Below are 16363 nucleotides of genomic sequence, written 5' to 3' on the forward strand. Positions count from 1 at the left end.
AGACCACCCGCGAACCCCCCGCCCGGCGCACCGCCCTCTGAAAGCATCCACGGCATCCGCGCACTCTTTCGGATGCCTCGCATTCGCGGGTGCTGAGCGCCGCCGGCGCACCCCGGACCCCAGGCCCGAGCCGCTCCGGGGGGATCCGTGTCCGGCTTCGTCGTGCTGCGGGTGCGCGCGCACCGCACCCTGCTGGGTGCCGCCCTGCTCACGGTGGTGCTGACCGCCACCATCCTGGCCACCCTCGCCGCCTTCTCCGACGCGGTCGGCGACGCCGGACTGCGGCAGGCCCTGGGGAGCCGCCCCGCGGGCCGTGGCTCCTCCGCCGCCGCCTCCCTCCAGATCAAGGCGCAACTCCCCTCCTCCGGACGGCAGTCGGCCGACCGGGCGGTGGCGCGCGGCGCCCGACGGGCCTTCGACGGGCTGCCGTTCACCGTCCGCACGCTGACCCGCTCCGGGCCGTACGCGCTGCCGCGCACGCTCCGGCCACCGGCCGGGGCCGAAACGGCGGGCGCGGCACCGACCGACGCCGCCGAACCCGACCTCACCCACCTCGCGGTCCTCGACCGCAGCCGGATCGTGCTCACCGCCGGGCACCGGCCCGGCCGCACCGCGCACGGCCGGCTCCCGGTGGCACTGCCCGAGGCCGCCGCCGCCCGGCTCGGCGTCGGCCCCCACCTCACCATCGAGGTCAGCGGCGTCTACCGCCCCAAGGACGGCACGGACCCGTACTGGAAGCTCGACGAACTCGGCGGACGCGGCGTGCGCATCGTGGGCTTCACCACGTACGGGCCGCTGCTCACGCCGCCGGACGCGTTCCGGGCCGGCGGCCCGCTGGTGCAGGACTCGGCGGCGTGGTCGGCCAGCGCCGACTTCGGCACCCTGACCGCGGACCGGCTGCCCGCGCTGATCGCCGCCGCGCGCCCGGCGGCGCGCGCCCTGATGGCCGACCCGGCGTTCCGCGGCCAGGTCACCGCCGGCACCGAACTCCCCGACGTGCTGGCCACGTTGCAGCGATCGCTGCTGGTCAACCGGTCCACGCTGCTGATCGTCGCGCTCCAGCTCCTGCTGCTGGCCGGGTACGCGCTGCTGCTGGTGGCGCGGATGCTGAGCACCGAGCGGACCGGCGAACGGATCGTCCTACGGGCCCGCGGCGCCTCCCGCGGGCGCCTCGCCGGCCTGGCGCTCGCCGAGGCGCTGCTGCTGGCGCTGCCGGCCGCCCTCGTCGCGCCCGTGCTGGCCGGTCCGTTGGTGCGGCTGTTGTCGAGCGGCGGGGGCCGGGCCGGGCTGCCGGCGGACGCCGCCCTCACCGGCGGCACCTGGTTGACCGGTGCGGTGGTGGCGCTGGGCTGCGCCGCCACGGTCGCCGCACCGGCCGTGCTGCGATCCGGTGCACCCGCCCCGGCGGGACGGCGACGGGCGCTGCCGGGCGCCCTGCGGGCCGGCGCCGACCTGGGCCTGCTGGTGGTCGCGGGGGTCGCGTACGGGCAACTGTGGCGACGGACCAAGGACGACGGCGGCGGGGTGCTGACCCGGGACGCCGCCGGCCGCGTGGACATCGACCCGGTGCTGGTGGCCGCCCCGGCCCTGGCGCTGCTCGCCGGGACGGTGCTGACGCTGCGGCTGCTGCCGCCGGCCGCCCGACTCGCCGAACGGGCCGCGGCGCGCCACCGGCCCGGTGCTGCTGCTGGTGCTGGCCACCGCGCTGGGCCTGCTCGCGATCGGCCAGCACGCCTCCTGGGACCGCTCGCAGGACGACCAGGCGGACTTCCGGGCGGCCGAGGCGGTGCTGCGCGCGGCGACCCCGCCGACTACACCGCTCCCCTGGGCATGCGGGACCGCGTCCTGCTGCAACGGGAGGCCGACCACATCGGCGTCTGGCCCGATGCCGCGGCGCCGAGCGCCGACGACGACGCCCCGCGCCCGTCAGGTCCGGATGCGCGGTAGGCGCCCGACACCGCGCCCCGAGGCACCGTCAAACGGGCGTGACGGTCAGGCCCGACAACCCGGCCGATCCCGTCGACCCGCCGGCCCGCACGGCGATCGAACCGTACGGCGTGCTCAGCCGCAGCCATCCCCCGGCGGCCAACAGCGCCGGCGCCGGCGCCTCGGCACCCACCGCACCGGACGTGCCGGACGTCCCGGCCGCACCGGACACCGCACCGCCCGCGACGGCCGCCCGCGCGGCCGCGCCCGCGCTCCCGGAGGCCGCCAGCGCACCGGCCCGCGCCCCGCGCAGGAAGCCGAGCGCCTGGGCGGCGTGCACCGCCCGCAGCGGCAGCTCGGTGTCGCCCAGCGTCCGCGACCAGATCTCCCGCCCGATGCGGTCCCGCTCGTCGCGGGTGCGTCGCTGCGGCGGCAACGCCTCGTCCCGGGCGCGGAATTCGGCAACGGCGGCGGACACCGCGCGCACCAACGCCTGGGGGGTCGGCAGTCCGGGCACCCGCGCCCAGCCGCCCCGCGGCGGCAGCACCCCGGCCCACGGCGGGCCGGTGACCGCGGCGGGCACGGTGACGCCGCCCGTCGCCTCCGCCACGCCTTCGAGGAGTTCCCCGGCGGACACGGTCACGTCCAGGTCGAGGCCGCCGTCGCGCCCCCGGCCGGTCCGGACGTCGGCCGCAGCGGGACCGTCGACGGCGTCGACCACGCCGCCGGCGGCCAGCCGGGCCGTCCGGATCGCCAGCACCTCGAAGGACGGCGGGCGCCCGAAGACGGCCAGCACGCCGCCCCCGACCTGGAGCCGCACCGCCGCCCCGCGGTCGTAGTGGATCAGCCGGGCGAGGAAGGCGGCGAGGTCCGCCGTCTCCCCGGCGTCGGCCAACCGCAACACCGTCATGCGCCGACGGCCCCTTCCTGATGCGCGGCGTCGTCCAGGTACTCCTTGAGGATCGCCTTCTCCTCCGCCGTGAGGCGGCGCGGCCGCCCCGCGGCGAAGTCGAACGGCACGACCACGGTCGAGGCCCGCAGGTAGACCGTGTCCTCGTCCTTGACCTCGTACCCCACCGTCATCGACGCGGCACTGATCTTCTGCACCCACAGCTCGACGGTCACCGGCTCGGGCCGGTGCACCAACTGCCGCAGGTAGTCGATCTCGTGCCGGGCGACGACCGAACCGCCCGTGAACGACGGACTGCCGTCCCCCGGCGCCAGCCGACTCATGAAGTCGATCCGCGCCTCTTCGAGGTAGCGGACGAACACCGCGTTGTTGACGTGGCCGAACGCGTCCATGTCCGACCAGCGCAGGGGGCAGGAGTAGAGGTGTCGCACGGCGGTCAGCCCCGGGTCAGCTTCTTGTACGTCGCGCGGTGCGGGCGCGCCGCGTCGGCGCCGAGCCGCTCGATCTTGTTCTTCTCGTACGACTCGAAGTTGCCCTCGAACCAGAACCACTTGGAGTTGCCCTCGTACGCCAGGATGTGCGTGGCGACGCGGTCCAGGAACCAGCGGTCGTGGGAGACAACCACGGCGCAGCCGGGGAACTCCAGCAGCGCGTTCTCCAGGGAGGACAGCGTCTCGACGTCGAGGTCGTTGGTCGGCTCGTCGAGGAGCAGCAGGTTGCCGCCCTGCTTGAGGGTGAGCGCCAGGTTGAGGCGGTTGCGCTCACCACCGGAGAGCACCCCGGCCGGCTTCTGCTGGTCCGGGCCCTTGAAGCCGAAGGCGGAGACGTAGGCCCGCGAGGGCATCTCGACGTGCCCGACGTTGATGTAGTCGAGTTCGTCGGAGACCACGGCCCACAGGGTCTTCTTGGGGTCGATGTTCTCGCGGCTCTGGTCGACGTAGGAGATCTTGACGGTCTCGCCGACCTTGATGTCGCCGGAGTCCGGGGTCTCCAGGCCCTGGAGCATCTTGAACAGCGTGGTCTTGCCGGCGCCGTTCGGGCCGATGATGCCGACGATGCCGTTGCGCGGCAGGGTGAAGCTGAGGTCGTCGATGAGGACCTTCTCGCCGAACGCCTTGTTGAGGTTGTCGACCTCGACGACGACGCTGCCCAGACGCGGGCCCGGCGGGATCTGGATCTCCTCGAAGTCCAGCTTCCGCATGCGGTCGGCCTCGGCCGCCATCTCCTCGTAACGCGCCAGACGGGCCTTGGACTTGGCCTGCCGCCCCTTGGCGTTGGAGCGGACCCACTCCAGCTCTTCCTTCAGGCGCTTGGCGCGCTTGGCGTCCTTCTGGCCCTCGACCTTCAGACGGGTCTGCTTGGTCTCCAGGTACTTGGAGTAGTTGCCCTCGTAGCCGTGCAGGCGACCGCGGTCGACCTCGCAGATCCAGCCGGCGACGTTGTCGAGGAAGTACCGGTCGTGGGTGACGGCGACGACGGTGCCGGGGTACTTCGCCAGGTGCTGCTCCAGCCACTGCACCGACTCGGCGTCGAGGTGGTTGGTGGGCTCGTCGAGGAGCAGCAGGTCGGGGGCCTCCAGCAGCAGCTTGCACAGCGCGACGCGGCGGCGCTCACCACCGGAGAGGTTGGTGACCTGCCAGTCGCCGGGCGGGCAGCCCAGCGCGTCCATGGCCTGCTCCAGCTGGGTGTCCAGGTCCCAGGCGTTCGCGTGGTCCAGGTCCTCCTGGAGCTTGCCCATCTCCTCCATCAGCGCGTCGGAGTAGTCGGTCGCCATCAGCTCGGCGACCTCGTTGAAGCGCTTGAGCTTGTCCATGGTCTCGCGGGCGCCGTCCTGGACGTTCTCCAGGACCGTCTTGGACTCGTCCAGCGGCGGCTCCTGGAGGAGCATGCCGACCGTGTAGCCCGGCGAGAGGAAGGCGTCACCGTTCGACGGCTGCTCAAGACCGGCCATGATCTTCAGCACCGTGGACTTGCCGGCGCCGTTGGGGCCCACGACACCGATCTTCGCGCCCGGCAGGAAGCTCAGCGTCACGTCATCGAGGATGACCTTGTCGCCGTGCGCCTTGCGCGCCTTGCGCATCGTGTAGATGTACTCAGCCAAGAGAAACCGTCCGCCAGTTTGGATCTATCAGGTGGTCTGGGTGGCTCCGCCGCGTGGGCCGTGGTGCGGCGTGGCCGCGCGAGGGCAGATACACCCCATCTTGCCGTACCTCCGTCCCCGGACGGAAACGGGTGTCGAGGGGCGGACGGCGAAGGCCCCGGAGCCGACACTGCGCTCCGGGGCCTTCGTGCTGGTCGCCGCGTGATCATCGGTTCACGGCGCGCCGACGGCGCGGTCACCGGGTCTCACGGGGACGGCGGCGTCGAGACGGTCGATCGCCTCGCTCAGGCGGACTGTCCGGTCTTCTTCTTACGCAGGAAGAACACCGCTCCGCCGCCGATCACCACGAGGGCGACCGCGACGCCCGCGATCACCGGGGTGGCGTTGCTGGAACCGGTCTCGGCGAGGTCGGTGCCGTGACCGCCGGTGCTACCGCTGGAGGTGCCGCCGGCCGTGGCCGGGGTGGGGTGCGGGGTGGGCTGGCCGCCGGTGCCCGCGGTCTTGCAGTCCAGGACGCCGGAGAAGGTCTTCTTGAAGCCCGCGCCGGTGATCGTGATCTGGTACGGCTGGTCCTCGCCGACCGGAACGGTCACGGTCTTGGCCGCGCCCGGCGCGACCTCGTAGTCCTTGCCGGACAGCTGGAAGCGGAACGCCTCATCGCCCTTGTTGGTCGCGGTGACGTCCACGCCGCCCTTGGAGCAGTTCTTCTCCGCGGTGACGGCCGGGATCGCGCCCTGCTTCTTCCAGGAGACCGTGGCGGCCGCGGAGACCGTGGACTCGCTGGAGCCGGCGAGGATCTGGGTCTGGCTCTTGGCGTGCTCGCCGATGCCGGTGAAGGCGCGGCCGACCGGGACCTTGGTCGCGGCCTGCGCGGTCAGCGAGGTGTTGCCGTCGGCGGCGCCCTTGGGGACGTCGAAGAACAGCTGGGTGCCGTCGGCGGCGCTGGTGACCGGCTTGCCGTCCTTGCCGACGATCTTCACGCCGGCCGGCGCGCCCGCCGCCGGGGAGATGGTGACGCTGTCGGCGTTCGTGTGCACGGTGACCGGGCCGAGCTTGCTGCCGGACTTCCCGGAGACCGCCGGCGGGTCCAGGGTCAGCGACGCCTTGGGCTCGGAGACGGTCTGCGCGCTCTTCTCCAGGTAGTCGGCGAGCTTCTCGGCTGCCGGGTCGACCGCGTCCACCTTGACGTGGTCGGAGAAGCGCCAGATGGCGACCTGGGTGCCGGCCGCGGCGGTCTTCTCGGACAGCTGCCCGGAACCGGCCTTGGCGGAGAGCGCCGCCAGGTCGTTCACCTGCGGGTAGGAGTTCTGCAGGATCCAACGGATCTTGCCGGCGTCCGCGTTGTTGTGCAGCGACGAGGCGCTCCAGGGCACTTCCTGGTAGCGGGCCTGCTGCTGCGTCGGGTTGTGGATGTCGATGCAGTACGTCTGCAGCGTGCCGCCGTTGTCGACCGACATCTCGAAGAGGCCGGCGCCGATGCGCTGGTCCCCTCCGTTTCCGTGCACCACGGCCTGATCGAAGGTCTTCAGACCGCCGAGCGTCGCGGTGGCGCCCCCGTGCGATGCGGTCGGGTCGTCCGCCGCGGCGGTACCCGCGGTGGCTATCGTGCCCGCCGCGATGAGGCCCGAGGCCACGACCGCGGCGGCAAGGCGGGCTGCGCCCCGCCCCTTCATCGAAAGCATGATTTCCCCTCTGGGCAAGGCGGTCGGCTGGAGAGGTCGCCTCACCGGAAAGATCCCAAGAACTCAACGGCCGAACTGGTCAGCCTGGTCAGCCCCCGTGAGTACTCGTCGGATCCTATGGAGCGGGCGCAGCAGGGTCCCCGGTAAGAGCGTCCTATAAGCGATCCGAATCGCAATCGTTACCGAATGCACGCATCGCTCGCTAACATTATCGACAAATCGCCGTACGTTTTCAGGGCACAGATGCCTTGTTGAGTGAATTGCCGGACGGCTTCGTGCACTTCGCCGAAACGACCTCCGGCGCCTTCACCGCTGCCGCCATTACCACAGTCGTAGCCGATTCAACTTCCTTCTCCAACGGCACTTCTTCCGGGGCCCGTTGCGTTCCCTCCGCGGCTTTCGACGCTTTCAGTGCCCGACGGAATGCGGACGTTCCACGAGCGAGGTCGTGTCCGATCGCCAGGGCGTCGACCTCCGCCGCGAACCAGCGCTGGCCGCCCTTCTCCGGTGGCCGCTCCCCCTCCCGGAGCCGTAACCGCCCCTGCACGACCACGGGTTCGCCGACCGCGACCGATGCGGCGACATTGTCCGCGAGCGCGCGCCAGGACCGAACGGTGTAGAAACTCGTCTCCCCGTCGGTCCAACATTCCCGGGCCTTGTCCCACCGCCGCGAGGACGCCGCCATCCGGAACCGCGCCACGGACACCCCCGCCGCTGTCTCCCGGTGCTCCACCGCCGTGGCCACGTTCCCCACCAGCGTCACCATCGTGTCGTTCACGAAAGACTCCCCCGTCCTCTTCTTTATGACGTCACTTCGCTGCGTGGCGTCGGCACTTCGCTTCCCTGTCGGTCGCATTGCCCCACATTGCGCCGCGTGGCCCGCGGCGTCGTCGCATTGCACGGGTGCTGCCCGGCATTGCCGTGGGCGTACGGCGGCTTGCGTCGCATTGCGGCGGAAACGTTCCGCGTCCACCGCGCCGCGTCGTCTCCATGCTGCACGGATTCGACGCGGGCCACGGCGGCCTGTGGACGAAGCGCGCCCTGTGGACAACTCCGCCCCCCGAAAGGGCGACGGCACCGCGGCCGCCGCCCCTTCCCGGCTTCCCGGCTTTCTCGGCTTTCCCGCCTCAGACGCCCGACGCCACCGCGTACCGCTCCCGCACCTCGCGGTACCGCAGGAGTTCGGCGGCCACCGGCTCCAGTACCCGCGCCCGGCCGCAGCCGGCCGCCGTGCCCCGCAGCCGTCGCTCGGCCTCCTGCCCGTACCGGCGGGCCGGGCCGCGGGCCACCACCCCGCACAGCCAGGTCAACGCCGGCCCGCCCACCGTCCCCACGACCGCGGGCAGCACCCCGGCCAGCCACTCCGCCGGGTCGACCACCCCCGTCGCGGCGCCCACCATCCAGAGCACGCCCACCACTTGCAGCACGAAGAGCAACCCCTGCACCGAGGCCGCCACCGTCCACCACCGCGGTTTCCCGTCCGGTCCGTGGCGCAACGCCTCCTCGGCCCCGGCGGCCACCGCGTCCAGCGCCTCCGGCAGCCCTTCGGCCCCGCGCACCGCCGCCTCGCGCACCGCCTGCGCCCAGGGCAGCGGAAGCCCGTGCGCGGCCTCGCCCGCCACCATCCGGACCGCCTGCTCCACCACGGGCCGCGCCGTCGCCCGCCCGTCCTCGCCCGGCCCACGGCCACCGGCACGGCTGCCGGGAACGCCCCGCCCGGCCTCTGTACCACCCGCACCACGGCCGCCCGCCCCGGCGCTCCCGGTGCCGGCGCTCCCAGTGCTCCCAGTGCTCCCAGTGCTCCCAGTGCCGATGCTCCCCGCTCCGGTGCGCGGCGCGCCGATCCGGACCGCGCCCGTGCCGCCGGCGCCCCGGAGCACCGCCGCGCCCCGCCGGCGTGCCCTCCGCTCCTTGCGCCGGGCCCGCAGCCGCGACCACGGCGAACCGCACGCCCGTTCCGCGTGCCGCAGCCAGTCCCGTTCCGCCGCCCGCCCGGTGGCCACCGCCCCGACCGCCTCGGCGAGCCGGTCGTCGAACTCCTCCCGGGCGCCCTCGGTCAGGCCCACCCGGCCGTCCGCGGCGTACGCGGTGCGCAGCCGTTCCGCCGCGGTGTCCACGTCCGCCGTCAGCCGGCGGTCCGCCGCGCCCCGCTCGGCGACGAACTGGCCGAGCGCCTCACGGAGTTCCGCGACACCCTCGCCGGTCGCCGCGGAGAGGGCCAGGACCGCCGCGCCCGGCTCCCCGTGTTCGCCGAGCGCCAGCCCGTCCTCGTCCAGCAGCCGGCGCAGATCGTCCACCACCTGGTCGGCGGCGTCGCCGGGCAGCCGGTCCACCTGGTTGAGCACCACGAACGTGACCTCGGCGTAGCCCGCCAACGGCCGCAGGTACCGCTCGTGGAGCACCGCGTCGGCGTACTTCTCCGGGTCCACCACCCAGACCACCGCGTCCACCAGCTCCAGCATCCGGTCGACCTGCTCGCGGTTGGCGGTGGCCGAGGAGTCGTGGTCGGGCAGGTCGAGCAGGACCAGCCCGGCCAGTTCGGGACTGCCCTGCGCGGGGGTGTGCCGGCGGTGCACCGGCACCCCGAGCCGGCGCAGCAGCCCCTCGGCGCCCGGCCGGCCGCCCGACCAGACGCAGGCCACCGGCTCGCCGGTGGTCGGCCGGCGCGCCGCGACCTCCGAACGCGGCGCCCCCGCCAACGCGTTGAACAGCGACGACTTCCCGCTCCCGGTCGCTCCCGCGAGGGCGACGACGGTGTGCTCACCGGACAGCCGGTAGCGCTCGTCGGCCACTTCGAGGACCCGGCCGGCCCGGTCGAGCACCACCCCGTCCAGTCGGCTCCGGGACAGCGCGATCAGCTCCCGCAGGGCCTCCAGGCGGGGTCGCAGCCCCTCTCCCGCGGTCCGTCGGGCCCCACCGGGCACCCACTTGTACCCGGGCCCGCACTCCGCGAGCCCGTCCGCACCGGCGTCGCCCCGGACGGTGTTCCGCCGCCCGTCGCCGAACCCGTCCCCCGCGGCCTCCGGCGCCCCCGCCGGCCCTCTCCCCCCACGCCGGCGCCGCCCACGGGAGCGCTCGTCCTGCCCTGCACCGTCGTCCACGCCACCGGCGGCCCGCGCGCCGTTCCTCGGCTCCCTGCCCCGCACCCGTCGCGCGATCACCCCGTCGTCCCAGGCCCCACCGTCGTCCCACATCCCGCTGTCGCCACGCGTCCCACCATCGCCCGTCGGCTCATCCCACGCCGCTCCCTCGCCCGCCTCGCCCGCCTCGCCGGCCCCGAGTTCCGCCCGGCGTTCCCCGGAGTCCGTCACTGCGTCACCGTCTCTCTCCCGTACTGGTCCGCCGCCGGGCGTCCGTGCTCCCGCTCCGGCTCCCGCCCCTCCACCGGCCGCGGCCGGAGGGGTGCGCGCCGCAGCTGTTCGCGTTGCACCACGGAGACCGCGGCGATCAGTCCGGCCTGCTGGTCGGGCGACACCGTCAGGCGGTCCAAGGGGGCCAACCGGCGCTCCCGTTCACCGTCGAGGGCGTGCGCCAGGTACCGGGTCAGCAGCCGGGCGCCCTGGTCGCGCAGCCGCACCGCGCTCTGCGCCCCCAGGAGGTCGGCGAGGTTCTCGCCCGCCGTACGGGCCCGACGCCCGCCCAGCAGCGCGGTGGCCAACAGGGCCGCCGGCTCCTCGGCGTCGACCGGATCGGTCCGTTCACCGGCCTGCCCGCCGCGGGCCTCCCGGGCCTCCTCATCGGCCAGTTCCTCCAGGCAGCGCCGCCAGCGCCGGACGATCACGCCGATCCGCCCGGCGGCCCCCGCGGCCCCGTCCATGGCGGTCAGCACGCCCTCGGCCGCCGCGGGATCCCGCCGCCAGGCGCCGCCCGCCCGCTCGTCGGCCTCCTCGACGGCGCAGACCAGCAGCGCGGTCAGCCCGTGGGCCAGGGCGTCCAGCAGTTCGTCGGCGCGGCCGCCCCGCCCGTGCGCGTGCCAGTGGGCGCGGGCGTCGCCGGCCAGCACTTCACCGGCCGCGACCTCGCGCCGCACCCGCACCGCGGCCCCCTCGTACGCCTCCTCGACCCGGCCGGCCAACCGGAGCGCCGCCGCGTGCTGCGCGGCGGCGGCCCCGGCCAGCGCCGGCAGCCGGCTGCGCAGCGAGGCGATCACCCCGGAGGCGGTCCGGTCCGCGGCGGCACTACGGGCGACGGGGTCCTGGGCGTGCCGTTCCAGCCACTCCCGTACTCCGGCGACCGCCGTCGCGGGCAGCAACCCGCGGCCCCCGCCCGCGGACTCGGGCAGCTCGGGGATGGTGAAGCGGGGGACGTTGCCGAGCCCGGCGCGGAGCAGGAGCTCGGCGTAGCGCGCGGAGATCTCGCCGGCCATCTGGTGCGGCACCCGGTCCAACACGGTGACCAGCGTGACGTCGTACTCCTTGGCGGTGCGCAGGAGGTGCCAGGGCACCGCGTCGGCGTACCGAGCGGCCGTGGTGACCAGCACCCAGACGTCGGCCGCGCAGATCAACTCGGCCGCCAACTCGCGGTTTCCGGCCACCAGCGAATCGATGTCCGGGGCGTCCAGCAACGCCAGGCCGCTGGGCAGCGCGGCGTCCGTCTCGATCCGCACCGTCGGCACCCCCGGCGCTTCGCCCGCCCGCCCGCGTCCCCCGCCGAGCCCCTTCTCCTCCCCCTCGCCGCGCTCGTTGCCCTCGCCGCCGTCCTGCTCCGGCACCCACACCCGGGTGAGCCCCGGCAGCACCCGCTGCCCGGCGAACCAGCGGTGATCGTCGGGATGGCAGACCAGAACCGGCGTACGCGTCGTGGGCCGCAGCACCCCCGCCTCCGACACCCGCCGCCCCACGAGCGAATTGACCAGGGTCGACTTGCCTGCGCCCGTGGATCCCCCGACGACTGCGAGAAGGGGGGCCTTAGGGGCGCGCAGGCGGGGCATCACATAGTCGTCCAGCTGGGAGAGCAGCTCCGCCCGGTTGCGCCGGGCGCGGGCGGCGCCCCCGAGCGGCAGGGGAAAACGTGCGGCGTCGACACGGTCACGCAGAACGGACAGTGCGTCGATCAGCCGGGGTCCTACGTCCAAGGTCGCCACATGTGAAGAATGCCCAATTTAGTTAGGTTTTTGAAGCGTATAACCCCTTGTGTGCGCCGCAAGAATCTCGACGGGTCACGATAGGTGAGATATGGGATTTTCGTAACATTTCAGACGCAGGCATAACGAGTGCACAACACCCGCAGCGCGAGGCGCCAAAAGCGGTGCAGGATTCGTACCTGCCTGCGATTATCGGGATCGCTTCACCGAACCTCCACAACGTGCCACGGAGGTGAAGCAACCGGGACGAGCCACCCGGACCTCTATCCTGGTCCGCGGTTCGTGATCCACGCCCACCACCCGGCCCCCGTAGCTCAGTGGATAGAGCAGGTGCCTTCTAAGCACTTGGCCGCAGGTTCGAGTCCTGCCGGGGGCGCTCTTCCTCAGACCCTCCTCCGGGAGGGTCTTCTTGCTGTTCAGAGGCTGTTTCCCATCAGGGAGGGTCTCCCTTCTGGGGCCAGGGCGCCGCAGCCTGGGACTGTCCGACTGAAGCCGGTCGGAAGCGACCTCCGGCGGCCGTTCGGCCCAAAACGGCCCGAAGTTCGGGCCGCCCGCTGCGGCCCTGGCTCCCGGTACGAAGACGCGCGGCTCGGCGCCGATGCGGCCCCTGCAGGGGCGGGGAGCGGTCTTGGGCGAGGCTTGGTAGCGCAGTTGTCGGCGGGCTCATCCCTGCGGGCGCGGGGAGCGGTGGAATGCCCACGCGGGCCGACTCTGGAACCGGGGCTCATCCCCGCAGGCGCGGGGAGCGGTGCGAGACCTCGACCAGCCGGGCCCCGCGGATGGGCTCACCCCCGCAGGCGCGGGGAGCGGTCGAAGGTGCGGCCCCGCCGGTCGGCCCAGGCGGGCTCACCCCCGCAGGTGCGGGGAGCGGGTATCGCTGAACCCCAGCTCGTGCGCGGCGAAGGGCTCACCCCCGCAGGTGCGGGGAGCGGCCAACGTTGGTGAGGTCACCGACTGGTCGGTGGGGCTCACCCCCGCAGGTGCGGGGAGCGGCGGCCTCGGCCTCCGCGACGCGCGCCCGCGCGGGGCTCACCCCCGCAGGTGCGGGGAGCGGTTACCCGCCTAGGAGCGAAGCGCGGTTTCAATGGGCTCACCCCCGCAGGTGCGGGGAGCGGTTTCGCTTGCCCAGGCTGGTAACGCTGAGGCGGGGCTCACCCCCGCAGGTGCGGGGAGCGGTCTACCAGGGAGCCATGCGCTCCGCCAACGGCGGGCTCACCCCCGCAGGTGCGGGGAGCGGATCAGCGCAGTTCGCTCCGCCGACCACACCCGGGGCTCACCCCCGCAGGTGCGGGGAGCGGTCGGTGCGGGAGGTGCCCCAGGGCCAGCCGCGGGGCTCACCCCCGCAGGTGCGGGGAGCGGCGCTGGCCCTTCGAGGCGTAGAAGTTCGAGGAGGGCTCACCCCCGCAGGTGCGGGGAGCGGGCCGGCAACAGATTTTCGTTCACGTGTGCGATTGGCTCACCCCCGCAGGTGCGGGGAGCGGCACGTCCAGTTTGACGAGGAAGGCGGGGCGCCTGGGCTCACCCCCGCAGGTGCGGGGAGCGGACGTTGTTGACCGCGGTGGACACCGGGCGGGCGGGCTCACCCCCGCAGGTGCGGGGAGCGGCTACAGCTTGCGTGATGGAAGCACTGCGGGTGGGGCTCACCCCCGCAGGTGCGGGGAGCGGTCGGCGCGGAAGGCGTCTTCGGCGTCGTCCTCGGGCTCACCCCCGCAGGTGCGGGGAGCGGCTGCTTGCCGGACGCCCTTGGGCGTCCAGGTGGGGCTCACCCCCGCAGGTGCGGGGAGCGGGGCTGACGGCGCTGGCCCGGAGTCCGCTCGTTGGGCTCACCCCCGCAGGTGCGGGGAGCGGCTGGTCCTCGTCAACAACGGGCGTGAACCCGAGGGCTCACCCCCGCAGGTGCGGGGAGCGGACGTCGACACGCGCCCATAATCTGCGTTGAAAGGGCTCACCCCCGCAGGTGCGGGGAGCGGCGCTTCTGGCCCTTGGGGGCGGTCAGGCGGGCGGGCTCACCCCCGCAGGTGCGGGGAGCGGATGACCGCCTTCTCGTCGTCACCGAGCCGCAGGGGCTCACCCCCGCAGGTGCGGGGAGCGGATCAAGTCCAACCCAATGCCGGGGGATTTGGTGGGCTCACCCCCGCAGGTGCGGGGAGCGGTCTTCGTGAGCTGCGCTTTTATCAAGGGGCGTCGCTTGTTTCAGCAAGGATGAGAGAAAAGGACATACAGGATAAACATGGACCTGTTCCGTTAGAGATGCCTCCACGCCACAGGCTACGCGCTCACGCCGAGGGCCCTCGGGGGAAATGGCCAAGGCCCCAAAGACACCCCCGTCGACGCCCGACTCCCCCTCCTACAGTGCCGGGCCTGATACCGCATGCCCGGCAGGCGGTTCGCCACGGACCGCGGAAAAGGACGGCACTGCCGATTCCCACCACCCAGCATTCGCCAGGAGCAGCAGACCGCCGTGGACAAGGCGCCAAGTGCCCGAAGGTGAACTCGCTGGAGTCGCGATGTAGTGAATCTCAACCGCAAAGGCCCTGTCGGTGCGGGCACGTCGCGCGAACATGTCCGGCAGGCGGAGCCGTTGATGGCAGAGCTATGGTGCCTGGTTTCCGAAGCGGCGGCGCTTGGAGGCCTTGCTCCAGCCTGAGGAAGGTGATGGGCGCGACGGGCGGCTGGAGGGGCGGAAGATGAGGGTGAGGCCCTCATGGTCGACGGGATGCCATGTGTGGTCGTGGGTACGGAAGGCGTATCCCTGTTCGGAGTTGGTGGAGTAGGCGAGCAAGGCGCGGCCGTTGTCGGCGTACTGGCGAACCTCGTCCCACAGGGCGTCGCGGATGCGGGCGGACGGGCTGCCCAGGAAGACACCCGGAGAGATTTCCAGGAGCCAGCGGGTCAGGAAGCCCCGCAGACCGACCGGGCAGTGCGTGAGGACGATGACCGTCACCAGATGACGCCGTCTCGCGCGAGGGCATCCTGCATACCGACCTCCTGAGCCGAGGTGCCACCCCGACTGTCGCCGTGATCGCCGTAGTTGCGGCCGGCGGCCACTTCGGCACCTCGGTCGGACAGAAGGGCGACATGGTCCGCGTCGTCCGGGAGGTCGACTCCCGTGGGTGCGAGCAGTCCCTGGATGTCACGCACGCACCGGTCCAGCAACCCGGCACTGTTGATGCGGTCACGCAGCGCACGCCGAGTTCGGGAACCGATGTCTTCCGGGCCCTGTGCGGCAACCTCGAAGGCGACGGGAATGCCGATGTCCGTCTTGTAGAAGTCGGCCACGTCGAGGACGAAGGACAGTTCGTGGCCCGAGTGGACGAAACCGAGCCCTGGACTGCAACCCAACGCCGCGACCACCGTCTGGGCGATGCCGTACATGCACTGCGCGGCAGCGGTGACGGCCTGGTTCGGGGCGTCCCCGGAGTCGAAGTCGCCGGGGGTGAACCGGCGGCCGCGCCAGGTGACACCGGTGCGGGCGGCCTGCTCCGCGTAACAACGCTTGACCCGATCGCCCTCACGGCCGAGGAGCTGGCGGCGGGTGCACCCAGCCGGATCCTCGTCGGGGAAGCGGAGGCGATACATGGCCCTGGCGACATCGAGCCGGGCCCGCTGGTTCGCCCAGGCCAGGGCCTGGGCTTCCACGAGAGCGGAGGAGCGGCTCAGCGCCCGGCCGCCGGCGTAGAAACGTACGCCGTTCTCGCCCACCCATACCACCACGGCGCCGCTCTCGCCGAGAACTGCCATGGCCTGGTGGGTGATCCGCGTGCCCGGGCCGAGGAGCAGGGTGCCGATCGTCGCCGACGGGATGTGACGCACTCCCTCTGCGTCCTCGGCGGTGAGGGCATTGGCGTCGCGGTGCACCACACAGCGTTCGAGATAGACGAAGGACAGACGGTCACCGACGCGGGTGAGTTGCCGCGGGCTGGAGACCGGGCGCTTGCTGATCATGGTCATCGGTTACTCCGCAGGGGCCAGGGTCATGAGCCCGCAGCCGTACGCCTTGGCCTTGCCGAGGCCGGAGGTGAGGGTGCGGCGGAACGCATCGGGATCGAGGACGCGGAGGCGCCCATCGAAGGTGACGCGGGTCAGTGTCACCTTGTGCGCGCGGGCTTCGGACTCGTTCCTCTTACGGAAGGCGAGGTCGCCGCGGTGGTGGACGACGACCTCGTGCCAGACGCCGTCGAGGCCGTCCGGCCGGCGCTCTGCCTTTTCCACGATCTCGAAGCCGGCCTCCACCTGCCGCTTGAGCAACCAGTCCAGTTGATGCCGGGGGGTGACGTGCGCGGTGCGCTTGGTCGGCTCGGCGTCGTGCCGCCGGATGCTGTGCACGGGGTTCGCGGTGAGCCGGAAGGCCCAGGTGTCGTCAGCGGCGAGGCGGGCGAGGAGGGGACCGTACGGCTTCGTCTGCCAACCGCCCGTTGTCGGCCAGCCGGCCTGTTCCACGAGATGGGTGAGGTCGGGCCGGTCGGGGCTGACGACGTAGAGCAGCACTTCGCTGCGGGACTGCTCATCCAGGCGCCACAGCACCCGGGGGCCGGCACCCCGGTGGTCGGGCTTCTGTGCGAAGGACGCCATGACTGCCGCGTGCATGCTCTGCGGCGAGGAGATCAGCCGACGGGCGCCCATACGCGCGGTGTTGAGGCGGAATCGGGTCAGGAACATGG

The 16363-nt window shown here is 72.9% G+C and carries 11 protein-coding genes, 1 tRNA gene and 1 CRISPR repeat array; of the genes, 2 read left to right on the forward strand and 10 right to left on the reverse strand.

Annotated elements, in window-relative coordinates:
- Positions 1-147: 147 nt before the first annotated feature.
- Positions 148-1947, forward strand: coding sequence for an FtsX-like permease family protein (locus ABD385_RS15485; protein WP_344575910.1), 1800 nt, complete (start codon positions 148-150; stop codon positions 1945-1947).
- Positions 1948-1975: 28 nt separating this feature from the next.
- Here the strand turns inward: ABD385_RS15485 and ABD385_RS15490 are convergent, their stop codons facing one another.
- From ABD385_RS15490 to ABD385_RS15520, 7 genes are all read right to left on the reverse strand, one after another.
- Positions 1976-2836: a DUF8010 domain-containing protein gene (locus tag ABD385_RS15490; protein ID WP_344575911.1), complete on the reverse strand. Its 861-nt coding sequence runs from the start codon at positions 2834-2836 to the stop codon at positions 1976-1978.
- On the reverse strand, positions 2833-3267 hold the full coding sequence (locus ABD385_RS15495) for an acyl-CoA thioesterase (protein ID WP_016575352.1): 435 nt from the start codon (positions 3265-3267) through the stop codon (positions 2833-2835). The genes ABD385_RS15490 and ABD385_RS15495 overlap by 4 nt, the downstream gene beginning before the upstream one ends.
- A gap of 5 nt (positions 3268-3272) precedes the next feature.
- A complete protein-coding gene (ettA, locus tag ABD385_RS15500) occupies positions 3273-4937 on the reverse strand; it encodes an energy-dependent translational throttle protein EttA (protein WP_344575912.1) in 1665 nt (554 codons plus the stop codon).
- Positions 4938-5221: 284 nt separating this feature from the next.
- On the reverse strand, positions 5222-6619 hold the full coding sequence (locus ABD385_RS15505) for a Cys-Gln thioester bond-forming surface protein (RefSeq protein WP_344575915.1): 1398 nt from the start codon (positions 6617-6619) through the stop codon (positions 5222-5224).
- Between the two features lie 232 nt (positions 6620-6851).
- Positions 6852-7397: a single-stranded DNA-binding protein gene (locus ABD385_RS15510; RefSeq protein ID WP_344575919.1), complete on the reverse strand. Its 546-nt coding sequence runs from the start codon at positions 7395-7397 to the stop codon at positions 6852-6854.
- A 349-nt stretch (positions 7398-7746) separates the two neighbouring features.
- A complete protein-coding gene (locus tag ABD385_RS15515; protein WP_344576145.1) occupies positions 7747-9813 on the reverse strand; it encodes a GTPase in 2067 nt (688 codons plus the stop codon).
- A gap of 113 nt (positions 9814-9926) precedes the next feature.
- Positions 9927-11693 (reverse strand): dynamin family protein, encoded by a 1767-nt coding sequence (locus ABD385_RS15520; protein WP_425585407.1) that lies wholly within the window; start codon positions 11691-11693, stop codon positions 9927-9929.
- Positions 11694-12005: 312 nt separating this feature from the next.
- Here ABD385_RS15520 and ABD385_RS15525 point away from each other — a divergent pair.
- Positions 12006-12078 (forward strand) — tRNA-Arg (locus ABD385_RS15525).
- A 283-nt stretch (positions 12079-12361) separates the two neighbouring features.
- Positions 12362-13855: direct repeats of the CRISPR family, unit length 29 nt; unit sequence GGGCTCACCCCCGCAGGTGCGGGGAGCGG.
- A 440-nt stretch (positions 13856-14295) separates the two neighbouring features.
- Here the strand turns inward: ABD385_RS15525 and cas2e are convergent.
- The 3 genes from cas2e to cas6e are packed head-to-tail and all read right to left on the reverse strand — an operon-like array spanning position 14296 to position 16361.
- Positions 14296-14646, reverse strand: a complete 351-nt coding sequence (gene cas2e, locus ABD385_RS15530) for a type I-E CRISPR-associated endoribonuclease Cas2e (RefSeq protein ID WP_344574558.1) — start codon at positions 14644-14646, stop codon at positions 14296-14298.
- Positions 14643-15653: a type I-E CRISPR-associated endonuclease Cas1e gene (cas1e, locus tag ABD385_RS15535; RefSeq protein WP_344575923.1), complete on the reverse strand. Its 1011-nt coding sequence runs from the start codon at positions 15651-15653 to the stop codon at positions 14643-14645. The genes cas2e and cas1e overlap by 4 nt, the downstream gene beginning before the upstream one ends.
- 3 nt (positions 15654-15656) lie before the next feature.
- Positions 15657-16361 carry a type I-E CRISPR-associated protein Cas6/Cse3/CasE gene (gene cas6e, locus ABD385_RS15540; protein ID WP_344575926.1) on the reverse strand — a complete coding sequence of 235 codons (705 nt, stop codon included), beginning with the start codon at positions 16359-16361 and terminating at the stop codon, positions 15657-15659.
- Positions 16362-16363: the final 2 nt, after the last annotated feature.

Origin of the sequence: Streptomyces lunalinharesii (assembly GCF_039532155.1) — a bacterium.
Lineage (GTDB): Bacteria > Actinomycetota > Actinomycetes > Streptomycetales > Streptomycetaceae > Streptomyces > Streptomyces lunalinharesii.

Excerpts from the sequence above, each read along its gene's own strand:
- ABD385_RS15490 (WP_344575911.1), bottom strand. The coding sequence starts at position 2,836 with ATGACGGTGTTGCGGTTGGCCGACGCCGGGGAGACGGCGGACCTCGCC.
- ABD385_RS15505 (WP_344575915.1), bottom strand. The coding sequence starts at position 6,619 with ATGCTTTCGATGAAGGGGCGGGGCGCAGCCCGCCTTGCCGCCGCGGTC.
- ABD385_RS15515 (WP_344576145.1), bottom strand. The coding sequence starts at position 9,813 with ATGTGGGACGACGGTGGGGCCTGGGACGACGGGGTGATCGCGCGACGG.
- cas1e (WP_344575923.1), bottom strand. The coding sequence starts at position 15,653 with ATGACCATGATCAGCAAGCGCCCGGTCTCCAGCCCGCGGCAACTCACC.
- cas6e (WP_344575926.1), bottom strand. The coding sequence starts at position 16,361 with ATGTTCCTGACCCGATTCCGCCTCAACACCGCGCGTATGGGCGCCCGT.